Annotated in this window: 10 protein-coding genes; 6 read left to right on the top strand and 4 right to left on the bottom strand. The window is 72.8% G+C overall.

What is annotated here, in order from left to right; all coding sequences use genetic code 11:
- Positions 1-110 precede the first annotated feature (110 nt).
- The 4 genes from AB0I89_RS31590 to AB0I89_RS31575 all read left to right on the top strand — a co-directional run bounded on the left by AB0I89_RS31590 (position 111) and on the right by AB0I89_RS31575 (position 4,927).
- The gene (locus AB0I89_RS31590) at positions 111-1,157 is read left to right on the top strand and encodes a sugar ABC transporter permease (protein WP_357134255.1); all 1,047 of its coding nucleotides are present in this window, start codon (positions 111-113) and stop codon (positions 1,155-1,157) included.
- A gap of 1 nt (position 1,158) precedes the next feature.
- Complete coding sequence (locus AB0I89_RS31585) at positions 1,159-2,127, top strand: carbohydrate ABC transporter permease (protein WP_357134253.1); 969 nt, start codon at positions 1,159-1,161, stop codon at positions 2,125-2,127.
- A 67-nt stretch (positions 2,128-2,194) separates the two neighbouring features.
- Complete coding sequence (locus AB0I89_RS31580; protein WP_357134251.1) at positions 2,195-3,241, top strand: LacI family DNA-binding transcriptional regulator; 1,047 nt, start codon at positions 2,195-2,197, stop codon at positions 3,239-3,241.
- A 33-nt stretch (positions 3,242-3,274) separates the two neighbouring features.
- Positions 3,275-4,927, top strand: coding sequence for a glycoside hydrolase family 13 protein (locus AB0I89_RS31575; protein WP_357134261.1), 1,653 nt, complete (start codon positions 3,275-3,277; stop codon positions 4,925-4,927).
- Between the two features lie 171 nt (positions 4,928-5,098).
- Here the strand turns inward: AB0I89_RS31575 and AB0I89_RS31570 are convergent, their stop codons facing one another.
- The 3 genes from AB0I89_RS31570 to xylA form a co-directional block, all read right to left on the bottom strand.
- Positions 5,099-6,532 carry an MFS transporter gene (locus tag AB0I89_RS31570; protein WP_357134249.1) on the bottom strand — a complete coding sequence of 478 codons (1,434 nt, stop codon included), beginning with the start codon at positions 6,530-6,532 and terminating at the stop codon, positions 5,099-5,101.
- Positions 6,533-6,623: 91 nt separating this feature from the next.
- The gene (xylB, locus tag AB0I89_RS31565; protein ID WP_357134247.1) at positions 6,624-8,042 is read right to left on the bottom strand and encodes a xylulokinase; all 1,419 of its coding nucleotides are present in this window, start codon (positions 8,040-8,042) and stop codon (positions 6,624-6,626) included.
- Between the two features lie 9 nt (positions 8,043-8,051).
- The gene (gene xylA, locus AB0I89_RS31560; protein WP_357134245.1) at positions 8,052-9,239 is read right to left on the bottom strand and encodes a xylose isomerase; all 1,188 of its coding nucleotides are present in this window, start codon (positions 9,237-9,239) and stop codon (positions 8,052-8,054) included.
- A gap of 78 nt (positions 9,240-9,317) precedes the next feature.
- Here xylA and AB0I89_RS31555 point away from each other — a divergent pair, with 78 nt between their 5' ends.
- Positions 9,318-10,556, top strand: a complete 1,239-nt coding sequence (locus AB0I89_RS31555) for an ROK family transcriptional regulator (protein WP_357134243.1) — start codon at positions 9,318-9,320, stop codon at positions 10,554-10,556.
- A gap of 128 nt (positions 10,557-10,684) precedes the next feature.
- On the top strand, positions 10,685-12,355 hold the full coding sequence (locus AB0I89_RS31550) for a PP2C family protein-serine/threonine phosphatase (RefSeq protein ID WP_357134241.1): 1,671 nt from the start codon (positions 10,685-10,687) through the stop codon (positions 12,353-12,355).
- A 16-nt stretch (positions 12,356-12,371) separates the two neighbouring features.
- On the opposite strand, the gene AB0I89_RS31545 is transcribed toward AB0I89_RS31550, so the two are convergent.
- On the bottom strand, positions 12,372-13,001 hold the full coding sequence (locus AB0I89_RS31545; RefSeq protein ID WP_357134239.1) for a MarR family transcriptional regulator: 630 nt from the start codon (positions 12,999-13,001) through the stop codon (positions 12,372-12,374).
- Between the last annotated feature and the right edge of the window lie 70 nt (positions 13,002-13,071).

Raw genomic sequence — 13,071 nt, 5'->3', positions numbered from 1 at the left:
GACGACGGCAGCGAGGACGGCACTCTCGAGGCGCTGCGCCGGCTCGCCGCCGCCGATCCGCCGTACGCGAGCCGGGCCACCGGCCGATCCGGACCCGAGAGGGAGGGTTGATGGAGTTCGACTTCGCCGACGAGCAGCCGAAGCTCCTCATGCTGATGTACGGGCTGGTCGCCTTCGTGGTGGTGGTGGGCGGTCTGCTCCTGCTGCTCGACGTGGTGCCTGCCTGGTTCGCCCGACGGCGGGAGGCCCAGCTCGTCGCCGCCTCCATCAGCGGCACGCCGCTGACCCGGCGACCCAAGCAGCGGGAAGGGCTCTTCGCCCTGTTCTTCCTGCTGCCGACGCTGCTACTGCTCACCATCGGTCTTGTCGTACCGGCCATCCGCACCGTACTGCTCTCGCTGATGAACGGGGGCAGCACCGAATGGGTGGGGCTGCGCAACTACAGCTGGATGTTCTCCGACAACTCCATGTTCCGGGTCCTGATCAACACCCTGGTCTGGGTGCTCCTGGTCCCGCTGGTGGCCACCGCGTTCGGCCTCATCTACGCCGTACTCGTGGACAAGGCCCGCTTCGAGGCGATCGCCAAGTCACTGATCTTCCTGCCGATGGCCATCTCGTTCGTCGGCGCGAGCATCATCTGGAAGTTCGTCTACGCGTACCGCGGCGACGGCGACCAGATCGGTCTGCTCAACCAGATCGTCGTCAGCCTCGGCGGTGAGCCGAAGCAGTGGCTGCTCGAGTCACCGCTGAACACGCTGCTGCTGATCGTCATCATGGTCTGGATCCAGGCCGGCTTCGCCATGGTGGTGCTCTCCGCCGCGATCAAGGCCATCCCCGGCGACATCGTCGAAGCCGCCCGGCTCGACGGCGTCAGCCCGTGGCAGATGTTCTGGCAGATCACCATGCCGAGCATCCGACCGGCGCTGATCGTCGTGGCGGTGACGCTCACGATCGCCACGCTCAAGGTCTTCGACATCGTCCGGACCTCGACCAACGGCAACTACGACACCAGCGTGATCGCCAGCGAGATGTACAACCAGGCCTTCCGGTACGGCCAGAACGGGCAGGGCTCCGCGCTCGCGGTCTTCCTCTTCATCCTGGTCATCCCGGTCGTGATCTACCAGATCCGCAACCTCCGTCGTCAGCGGGAGGGCTGAGATGACCACCGCAACGCCCACCGTCGCCGCCGGCGCCCAGAAGACCGCCGACGGGACGTCCAGCACCGCCGGCCGGGTCCGCAGGCGGCTGAACAGCCGTACCGCGACGCTGGTCTCGATCGTCATCGCGGTGGTCTGGACCATCCCGACCTTCGGCCTGCTCGTCTCCTCCCTACGGCCGGAGGACGAGATCAAGACGACCGGCTGGTGGACGGCGTTCACCAACCCGCAGTTCACCTTCGAGAACTACCAACAGGTCCTCTTCGGGCGGTCCGCGTCGTCGGGGCAGCTCGCCAGCTACTTCATCAACTCGCTGGCGATCACCATCCCGTCGGTGCTCTTCCCGCTGGCCTTCGCCTCCCTGGCCGCGTACGCGCTGGCGTGGATCAACTTCCGTGGGCGGGACTGGCTCTACATCGCGATCTTCGCGTTGCAGATCGTCCCGCTGCAGATGGCCCTGGTGCCGCTGCTGAAGTTCTTCTCCACCGGCGTCACCCTCGGCGGCGTCACCCTGATGCCGGCGTGGAACCTGGTGGACGAACAGAAGTTCGCCCAGGTCTGGTTCGCGCACACCTGTTTCGCGCTTCCGTTCGCGGTCTTCCTGCTGCACAACTTCATCTCGCAGCTCCCCGGAGACCTGATGGAGGCGGCCCGGGTCGACGGGGCCACGCACCCGAAGATCTTCCGCACCATCGTGCTGCCGCTGATCACCCCGGCGCTGGCCGCGTTCGGCATCTTCCAGTTCCTCTGGGTCTGGAACGACCTGCTGGTCGCGCTGATCTTCGCCGGTGGCGGCAACGAGACCGCGCCGCTCACGGTCCGGTTGGCGGAGATGGCCGGCACCCGGGGCAACGAGTGGCAGCGGCTCACCGCTGGCGCGTTCGTCTCGATCGTTGTACCGCTCGTTGTATTCCTGTCCCTACAGCGCTTCTTCGTGCGAGGTCTGCTCGCCGGCAGCGTCAAGGGCTGACCCGCTTGCCCGCCGTCGCCCGGCCTCTGAGGGCGGCGGCGGGCGACGGGTACCGAGCGGGGGAACCGTGACGAAGATAGATGATGTCGCCCGGCTGGCCGGGGTCTCCACGGCCACCGTCTCGCGGGCCCTGCGCGGGCTGCCGACGGTCTCGGCCGCCACCCGACGCCGCGTGCTGGCCGCCGCCGAGCAGCTCGACTACGCGGTGTCGCCGAGCGCATCCCGGCTCGCCGGTGGTCGCACCGGCACGGTTGCGGTGGTCGTGCCCCGGATCACCCGCTGGTTCTTCAGCACCGTCGTCGAGGCCGTCGAGGAGCACCTCCACCATTCCGGCTACGACCTGCTGCTCTACAACCTCGGCGGTCGGGAGCAGATCCGCCAGCGGGTGCTGCGTACCGCCAACCTGCACAAGCGGGTGGATGCCATCATGCTGGTCGCCACGCCGCTGCGCCCGGCCGACCTGACCGCCCTGGCCGCCCTGGACCTGCCCGGAGTGACCATCAGCTCGGGGAGCCGGGTCCCCAACTGGCCCTGCGTACGCATCGACGACGTGGCCGCCTCCCGGATGGCCACCCGGCACCTGCTCGACCTCGGCCACCGCCGGATCGCGCACATCTCGGGCGACCCCGACGACGAACTGGCCTACACCACCCACCTCGACCGACGGCGGGGCTACCAGGCCGAACTGCGGTCCGCCGGCCTGCGACCCGATCCGAGCCTCGACGTCGAGTCGTCGTTCACCATCGACGGTGGCAACCGGGCCGCCGCCGAACTACTGGCCCGCGGTGAGCCGCCGACGGCGATCGTCGCGGCCTGCGACGAGATGGCGATGGGCGCGATGACCGCGCTGCGCGACGCCGGTCTGCGGGTACCGCAGGACGTCAGCGTGGTCGGCATCGACGACCACGACCTCGCCGGCGTGCTGGGCCTCAGCACCGTGGCCCAGCCGGCCGCGGAACAGGGCCGGCTGGCCGCCCGGATACTGCTCGATCCGCTCGGGGCCCGCACTCTGGGCCCGATCGTCGGTCAACGGACCGCCGAGGGCGACTCGCCGGTGATCCTGCCCACTCGGCTGGTCGTCCGGGAGTCCACCGCACCGCCCCGGGCACACTGAACCATCAACCACGGCACGACACGGGAGACGACCCTGAACACCGACCCGACGCAGCAGACCGCCACCGGCTGGTGGACCGAGGCCGCCATCTACCAGATCTACCCGCGCTCGTTCGCCGACTCCAACGGCGACGGGATCGGTGACCTGCCGGGCATCACCGCCCGCCTCGACCACCTGGTCGAGCTGGGGGTGGACGCGGTGTGGCTGTCCCCGTTCTACCCGTCGCCGCAGGCCGACGCGGGCTACGACGTGGCCGACTACCGGGACGTCGACCCGCTGTTCGGCACTCTCGCCGACGCGGACAAGTTGATCGCCGAGGCCCGCTCGCGCGGCCTTCGGGTGATCGTCGACCTGGTGCCCAACCACACCTCCTCGGCGCACCGCTGGTTCCAAGAGGCCCTGGCCGCCGCCCCGGGCAGCGCTCAGCGGTCCCGGTACATCTTCCGGGACGGCCTCGGCCCGGCCGGGGAGCAGCCGCCGAACGACTGGCAGAGCGTCTTCGGCGGTCCGGCGTGGACCCGCACGGTCGACCCGGACGGCCAGCCCGGCCAGTGGTACCTGCACCTGTTCGACACCGGCCAGCCGGACCTCAACTGGGACAACCCGGAGGTGCACGAGGAGTTCCTGGGCGTCCTGCGGTTCTGGCTGGACCGGGGGGTGGACGGTTTCCGGGTCGACGTGGCGCACGGCCTCATCAAGCAGGCGAACCTGCCCGACTGGCAGGAGCCCCAGGAGATCCTCTCCGGCAACGAGATCGACAAGCCACGGCCGCCGATGTGGGACCAGGAGGGCGTGCACGAGGTCTACCGGCAGTGGCGGCAGGTCCTGGACAGCTACCCCGGCGAACGGGTGCTGGTCGCCGAGGCGTGGGTCGAGCCGGCCGAGCGGCTGGCCCGCTACGTTCGCCCGGACGAGATGCACCAGGCGTTCAACTTCGAGTACCTGCTCGCCGCGTGGACCGCGCCGGCCCAGTACGCGGTGATCACCCGGTCCCTGGAAGCGACCGATTCGGTGGGCGCGCCGACGACCTGGGTGCTGTCCAACCACGACGTGGTGCGGCACGCCTCCCGGCTCGGCCTGGCGATCGGTGGCGGCCGGCCCAACGGCATCGGCATCGGTGACCCGCAGCCGGACACCGCGCTCGGCCTGCGTCGGGCTCGGGCGGCCACCCTGCTGATGCTCGCCCTGCCCGGCTCCGCGTACCTCTTTCAGGGCGAGGAGCTGGGCCTGCCCGAGCACACCACCATGCCGGACGAGGCCCGCCAGGACCCGACCTGGGCGCGCAGCGGCCACACCCAGCGGGGCCGGGACGGCTGCCGGGTGCCGATCCCGTGGGAGGCCGACGCCCCGTCGTACGGCTTCGGGCCCACCGACGCCAGTTGGCTGCCGCAGCCGCCGTCCTGGGCGGAGTACGCGCTGGACCGGCAGCGCGACGTGCCCGGCTCGACGTACGAGCTGTACCGCGCGGCGCTGCGGCTACGCCGCGCCCACGGTCTGGGCCGGGGCACGCTCGAGTGGCTGTCCTCCGGTGACGAGACGCTGGTGTTCCGCAACGGCGACCTGACCGTGCTGACCAACTTCGGTGACGCCCCCGTGCCTCTCCCGCCCAACGCCGAGGTCCTAGCCACCAGCGCCCCACTGAACGACGACACCATCCCCACCGACGTAACAGTCTGGCTCCGCTAACCCACCCGCCCCACCCGCGCCCACCCCCGCCCACCGAACCCACGCACCGAACCCGCGCACCGGGCCCGCGCCGATCTTGCACTTTTGGTTGTCGACTTGAGGGGCTATGCCCCTTCTGTCGCCACCGAAAGTGCAAGATCGCGTGGGCGGGGGTGGGGGTGGGGGTGGGGGTTAGAGGCGGTTGGCGCGGGTTTGTAGGAGACCGTGGACGTTTTTGATGTCCTCGGGGGCTGTGCGGGAGGCTCGCCAGTACATGACGCCGGTGGGGATGAAGAAGAGTTGGAACGCGGCCAGGCCGACGGCGAAGTTCAGTGGCGGCGGGAACGCCGTTCGCAGCCCCTGGAAGGCTCCCCAGACCAGCCCGTTGCCCGCCGCCCGACCGACACCGTTGACCAGGTTGCCGAGGCTGTAGACGGTCCCCCGGTGCTCCGGCGGGTTCACGTCGGCGATCAGCGCGAACCAGTTCGGTGAGTTGGCCGACGTCAACGCGAGCGCCACCACGGCGGTGAGCAGACTCAGCCCCACCGACGGCTCGGTGAACACGCTGGCCAGCACCGCGCCGACGACCGCGCCGCCGCTCCCGCCGTCCGGCACGTCGATGGTCACCGGCACGAAGAACAACACCAGGTAGAACGGGAGCGCGGCGAGGATGCCGACCGCCGCGACCACTGCCCGACCCCGGGGGGTACGCCGCTGCGCCGCGTCGCCGACGAGGCCGCCCACGATGGAGAGGACCCCGCCGAGTTGGAACAGGGTGGCGAAGACGCTGCCGACCACCACGGCGGTCGACTCCGAGTAGCCCTGCGCCTCGGCCCGCTCGGCGAAGAGCCTCGGCAGCCACACCAGTGACCCGAAGGCGGCCTGCGCGGTCAGCCCCTGCAGGATCAGCCACCGGTTGGTCCGCCGGTCGAGGATGCGCGGCAGGTCGGCGCGGCTGATCCGGTAGTCGTACTCGGCACCGGAGTCCAGGGCGTCCACCAGTTCCGGTTGGCTCTGGCCGCGACGGATGTCGTACGTGAACAGGTACGCCACGGTGGCGGTGAGCCCCACCCCGGTCAGCAGCAGGAACGGCCGCCGCCAGTCGGTCGCACCGAGCAGCCCACCGACAAGCGTGCCGGCGAGCGTGCCGACGCCCTGGGAGAGCCCCCAGAAGCTCATCACCAACCCACGGCGGGCCGGTGAGATCAGGTCGGTGACCACCGAGAAGCCCACCGAGCCGACCGCGCCGAGGCCGACCGCCGCGACGAACTGGGCGGCCAGGAACGCGAGGTACCCGCTGGCGAGCGCGCTGCCGCCGGTGCCCGCCGCCCAGAGCAGCGTGCCCACCATGAGCAGCGGCTTACGGTTGCCGTGGTCCCCGACGTACGCCCAGCCGACCGCGGCCACCGCGCTGACCAGGAAGCTGACGGCGGTGACCACGCCCAGCAGCCCGGTCGACACGTCGAACGTCCGGGCGATCGGCCCGTACAGCGGTGGGACCAGTCCGATCGCCACGTTGTCCAACGAGGCGAGCACCACGAACACCACGACGCTGTACAGCCGGTGCGCCGGGCCACCGCCCCGGCCGCGCGCGCGTTGCTCCCGCCCGCCACTGGTCACCGTCATGACCCGCAGCCAATCAGACCCGGCCGAGCAGGTTGGCACGCGGGTGGGCGTCGATCACCGTTGACCGACGCCCACCCGGTCGACCCGACGCTCAGCGCCGGTCGAGCACCAGTGACCGAGCCGCCGCGTACTGGTCACGGACGGCGGGGACGGGCTCCGCCGCGTACTCCTCGGTGCCCTTGACGTCCCACCGCGGTGGCGTCGGACCGCCCATGGCGACCCAGGCGGCCTGGCGGGCGGCCCCGTCGGCGACGTACTCCCCGGCGGGTGGCACGACGACCGGGCAGCCGAAGACCTGCGGCGCGATCCGGCGGACCGCGGCCGACCGTGCCCCGCCGCCGACCAGGATGACCCGGCGGACGGTGGCCCCCTGCGCGGTCAGCGCGTCCAGGCCGTCGGCGAGGGCGCAGAGCATGCCCTCCACGGCGGCCCGAGCCAGGTGCGCGGGGGTCGAGGTGCGCAGGGTCAGGCCGTGTACGGCACCGGTGGCCAGCGGACGGTTGGGCGTCCGCTCGCCCTCCAGGTAGGGCACCATGACCAGCCCGTCCGCACCGGCCGGGGCGGAGAGGGCCAGCTCGGCGAGCTCGTCCAGGCTGACGCCGAGCATCGTGGCGGCGGCGTCCAGCACGCGCGCGGCGTTGAGCGTGCACACCAGCGGCAGGAAGCGACCGGACGCGTCGGCGAAGCCGGCCACGGCACCGCTGTCGTCGGCGGCCGGAACGTCGGCGACGCTGAAGACGGTGCCGGAGGTGCCGATCGAGACGACCACGTCGCCAGGGCCGGCGCCGACGCCGAACGCGGCGGCGGCGTTGTCGCCCGTGCCCGCCCCCAGCAGGGCGTCACCCCACTCCCCGGTCAGCCGACCGGCCGACTCGGCCGGGCCGAGCACCTCGGGCACCACGAGCTGCCGGCCGAACGCCCGTTCCAGCAGGTCCGGACGGTAGGTGCCGGTGGCTGGGGACCAGTAGCCGGTGCCGCTGGCATCCCCCCGGTCGGTCCGCAGCGCCGACAGGCCGGGCGCGCCGGCCAGCCGCCAGGTCAGCCAGTCGTGCGGCAGGCACACGGCGGCCACCCGGGCGGCCTGCTCCGGCTCGTGCCGGGCCAGCCACCGCAGCTTGGTGATGGTGAAGCTCGCCACCGGCACGCTGCCGGTGGCGTCGGCCCAGAAGCGACGCCCCGCCGCGCCGCCGCCGGCCTCCTCGACGAGGTCGGCGGCGGCGTCGGCGGAGCGGGTGTCGTTCCACAGCAGGGCCGGACGGACCACCTGGCCGCCCTCGTCGAGGCAGACCATGCCGTGCTGCTGGCCGGCGACCGAGACCGCCGCGACGTCGGCCAGCCCACCGGCCTCGTCGACGGCGCCGCGCAGCGCCTGCCACCAGGCTTCCGGGTCGACCTCGGTGCCGTCCGGGTGCGGCGCCCGGCCCTGCCGGAGCAGGGCGCCGGTCTCCGCGTCCCGGATGACCACCTTGCAGGACTGTGTGGACGAGTCAACGCCCGCGACCAGCGGCATGGCGGGGCCTCAGCGGGCGCCGAGCAGGTGCTCGACGGCGAGCTGGTTGAGCCGGACGAAGCCGAAGCCCCGGGCGGCCACCGCGTCCACGTCGACGTCCTCGAACGCGGACCGGTCGGCCAGGAACTCCTCGTAGCCCTCGCCGTCGCCCAGCGTCGGCGTGCTCAGCTCGCCAACCTTGCTGGCGGCCAGCGCCTCGACGACCTCCGGGTCGGCGCGGAACGCCGCGGCACGCTCCTTGAGCAGCAGGTACGTGCTCATGTTCGCCGCCGCCGACGCCCACACACCGTCCATGTCCTCGGTACGCGACGGCTTGTAGTCGAAGTGCCGGGGACCGTCGTAGGTCGGACCGCCGTTGGGGCCGCCGTTCTCCAGGAGGTCCACCAGGGCGAACGCGTTCATCAGGTCACCGTGACCGAAGACCAGGTCCTGGTCGTACTTGATGCCACGCTGGCCGTTGAGGTCCAGGTGGAACAGCTTGCCCTGCCAGAGCGCCTGGGCGATGCCGTGGGCGTAGTTCAGCCCGGCCATCTGCTCGTGCCCGACCTCCGGGTTGAGGCCGACCAGCTCCGGGTGCTCCAGCTGGGAGATGAAGCCGAGCGCGTGCCCGATGGTCGGCAGCAGGATGTCACCGCGCGGCTCGTTCGGCTTGGGCTCCAGCGCGAAGCGCAGGTTGTAGCCCTTGTCGATGGAGTACTGGGTGAGCAGGTTGACGGCCTCGCGGTAGCGGTCCAGGGCGGCCTGGACGTCCTTGGCGAGGTCGTACTCGGAGCCCTCGCGGCCACCCCACATGACGAAGGTGCTCGCGCCCAGCTCGGCGGCCAGGTCGACCTGGCGCAGCACCTTGCGCAGCGCGAAGCGGCGGACGTCGCGGTCGTTGCTGGTGAAGCCGCCGTCCTTGAAGATCGGGTGGGTGAAGAGGTTGGTGGTGACCATGGGCACCACCAGGCCGGTCTCGTCGAGGGCCTTGCGGAACCGCGCGATGTGCTGGTCGCGGGTCGCGGCGTCCGCGCCGAACGGGATCAGGTCGTCGTCGTGGAAGGTGATGCCGTACGCGCCCAGCTCGGCGAGCCGGTGCACCGCCTCGACGGCGTCCAGCTCGGGGCGGGTCGCGTCGCCGAACGGGTCGCGGGCCTGCCAGCCCACGGTCCAGAGCCCGAAGGAGAACTTGTCGGCGGGGGTGGGACGAGGTGCCATGGTTGACCTCCGGGATGGTGGTGTCAGGTATTTGTTCAGCGATTGAATTATTTGCCCGCCCTATGGCAGTGTCAAGGGGTGAGCCCCACCCACGCCCCGGTCGGCGCGGCCCGTCAGGGCAGCCTGCGCGAACTCAACCTCGCCCTGGTCCTCGGCCGGATCGCCGCCGCCGACCGACCCCCGTCCCGCGCCGACCTGGCCACCGCCACCGGGCTGACCCGGGCCACCGTCTCCGCGGTCGTCGAGGACCTGCTCGCGGGCCAACTGGTCAGCGAGGCCGAGCCGGCGCCCCGGGCCGGCGCCGGCCGCCCGGCACGCGGACTGGTCCTGGCCGACACGGGTCCGGCCGGGCTCGGGCTCGAAGTCAACGTCGACTATCTGACGGTATGCGTCGTCGACCTCGCCGGCCAGGTCCGCCACCGCACCGTGCACCGCGCCGATCTGCGCCCCGTCGCGCCCGAGGACGCCCTGGCCCGCCTCGTCGACCTGGCCCGGCAGGCCCGCGCCGACGCGGCCCGGCAGGGCCTCACGCTCGCCGGGGCCGCGCTCGCCGTACCCGGCCTGATCGACGACTCCGGACAGGTCCGGCTCGCGCCGAACCTCGGCTGGCGGGACGTCCCGGTGCCCGAGCTGCTGAGCGCGCACCCACCCCTCACCGATCGGGTACCGGACGTACCGGCCCTGGTGGTGGACAACGAGGCCAACCTCGCCGCGCTCGGCGAGCTGCACTCCCGACCGCCCGGCCCGGCCAGCTTCCTGCACATCTCCGGCGAGGTCGGCATCGGCGCGGGGATCGTCCTGGACGGCGCGCTGTTCCGGGGCGTACGCGGCTGGAGCGGCGAGATCGGGCACCTGCCGGTACACCCGCAGGGGCGGCCCTGCCGCTGCGGTGGGCGCGGCTGCCTGGAGCAGTACGCCGGTCAGGAGGCGATCGTGGCCGCTGCCGGACTGGTGCGGGCGGAGCTACCCGCCGACACCGCGACGGCCCGCCTGGCCGAGTTGGCCGAGGCCGGCGAGCCGGCCGCGCTGCGCGCCCTGAACGACGCCGGCACCGCCCTCGGGGTGGCGGTCGCCGGTGTGGTGAACCTGCTGGACCTGGACACCGTGGTCCTCGGCGGCGGGTACGCCCCGCTCGCCCCCTGGCTCTGCCCACCGGTGCTCGCCGAGATCAAGGCCCGGGTGCTCACCGCCGCCTGGTCACCGGTCACCGTCCGACCGTCGACCCTCGGGCCGGAGGCCGCCGCCGTGGGCGCGGCCGGATCGGTGGTACGGCGGATCGTGGCCCGCCCCGCCGGCTGGCTGAACCGCGCCGGCTGACCACCGACGACGCGGTCTGGGCGTGCGTCGGTGCCGCTCGGTATCCTTGCCGTCGAGCAACGATCGGCGGACGAGGAGCCCGGGAGCAGTATGCGTACAGGTCGTCGGACGCGGGCCGGCGTCGGGCGGTGACCACGACCCAACGGGGCGGCTCGGCCGGTCCGGTCGGCGGAGACGGGCAGACGTCGCGCCGTCCGACCCGGCACGGCGGCAGGGGGCTGCCCGCCGACCCACCGCTGGCCCGCGAGCTGCTCGACGGGCTCGCCGAGGCGGTGCTGACGACCGACGCGGCCGGCCGGGTGACCCTGGTCAACGCCCGGACGGTCGAGCTGCTCCCGGAGATCGTCGCGGGCGTCGAGCTGTCCGGCTGCGCGGTGGCGGCGCTGGCCCGAGCCGTCCGCGACGGCACGGCCGTGTTCGAGGCCCAGCACCACGGCCGCCACCTGCGGGGCGCCCGGCGGCAGCTCGCCGGCAACCGGTACGCCTGGTACGTCCGCGACGTCACCGAGGAGCACGCCCGCACCGACGCCCTGCTGGCCGAACGCTCCCGCACCGCCTTCCTCGCCCAGGCCGGCAGCCGGCTCGGGCTCTCGCTGCACCGGGACCAGACACTCCGTACCACCGTGACCCTCGCCGTGCCGTACCTGGCCGACGCCGCCGTGGCGCTGCTCCGCCCGCCCGCGCCGGCCGAGCCGCACCCCCGCTTCACGCGGTACGCCGACGACGAGCCGGCCCCGGTGACCGGGGTGGCCGATGAGGAGCTGACCGATTTCGTCCCCGATCTCGGCGCGGCGTTCGACGGCGACCTCGACGAGCCGACCCCCTGGCCGGACGCCGACGTCGCCGGGCTGACCGCCCTGCTTCCGCCCAGCTTCGGCCGCCCCGGCGCGGCGCTGGTCAGCACGATGCGCGGCCCCGGCGGCCCGGCCGGCGCCCTGCTGCTCGTCCGCCGTGCCGGGCGGGCCGACTTCGACTCCCGCGACCGGGAGCTGGCCCGTGAATTCGCCACGCGGGCCGGCGCGGCGCTGGCCGCCGCCGAGCTGTACGGCGAGCAGGCCCACCTGGCCCGGGTGTTGCAGACCAGCCTGCTCCCGCCGGAGCTGCCGGTGGTGCCCGGCGTACGCATGGCCGGCGGCTACCGGTCCGCGGGCGACACACTGCGCATCGGTGGGGACTTCTACGAGGTGTTCCCGCACCCGCGCGGCGCGCTGTTCGCGCTGGGCGACGTGTCCGGCAAGGGCGTCGGCGCGGCCGTGCTGACCGGGCGGGTCCGTCAGTCGCTACAGACGCTACGGCTCGTCGAGCAGCGCCCTTTGGAGCTGATCCACCTGCTCAACCGCACCCTGTTCGACGCGCCCGACGCGGCACGGCGCAGCCAGCTCACCACCCTGTTGCTCGGGTGGATGGAGCACGGACCGACGGGGGTGGATCTCCGGATCGCCGGCGGCGGCCACCCCGCGCCGCTGCTGGTCACCGCCGCCGGTTCCGTCACGGACGTCCCGGTCGGCGGTATGCCGGTCGGCGCGCTGACCGACGCCCGGTTCACCGAGGTACGGGTGCACCTCGATCCGGGCGATCTGCTCCTCGCGTACACCGACGGGGTGACCGAGGCGAGCGGCGGCCCGGCCCACGCGGAGAAGTTCGGCGAACGCCGGCTGCGCGGCGCACTCGCCGCGGCGGCCGGTCTGCCTCCGGCGGCCCTGGTCGACAGGCTGCTCCAGGTGGTCGACGAGTGGGTGGGCGGGCAGGCCCCTGACGACATCGCCATGCTGGCGGTGTGCGCGTCGACACCGGCCTGAACCCTGCGTTCGACCGTCAGGCGGTCCGCGCCACCGGTGGCTCGCCGGCGGACCAGTCGCGGGGCGGGCCCACCGTCCGCTCCGGTCCTGCCGCCCCGCCCTGCCACACCCCTCGGCTGGGCCGGTCCGGGTGCTCCGACGACTTGCGCGCCGGGCCGTCGGGCCGGTCCGGGTCCTGCGGCCATTCGTCTCGCCCACCCGGCGAGTCCCCGTCGTCCGGCCCGCTCCGCGCCCGCTGCCGGCGGGCGACCTCGTCGAACTCCCGCACCCCGCTCACCAGCGCGGCGCGACCCGCCGGGCTCATCGCGGCCAACACGGCGGCCAGCCGCTCCTGACGGTCGTTACGCAGCTCCGCGAGGAGCCGATGGGCCTCCGGGGTGAGGTGCAGGGAGATTTCCCGTCGGTCGAAGCGCCCCGGCTCACGCTCGAGCATGCCCGCCGCGACCAACCTGTCGCACAGGCGGCTGGCGGAACTCAGCAACATGTCCAGATGGGTGGCGAGCCGGCGTAGGTTGATCCCGTCGTACTGCTCGACCACCATCACCGCCCGTAGTTGGGCGCCGGACACCCGGCTGGCGGTCGCCTCGCGGGCGGAATCCCAGACGCCCAGCAGGGCACCCGCCGCCGCGTCCAATGCGGCAGCCATACTCGTCGCAGGGTCCGGTGGACCGTTGTGTTCGGCCATGGTGGCCCGAGACTACTCCGAACCCAGAGGT

The sequence above is a fragment of the Micromonospora sp. NPDC049801 genome (assembly GCF_040656575.1).
Taxonomy (GTDB): domain Bacteria; phylum Actinomycetota; class Actinomycetes; order Mycobacteriales; family Micromonosporaceae; genus Micromonospora.
Note: the sequence above shows the minus strand (reverse complement) of the source record. Positions and strands in the feature narration are given on the sequence as shown.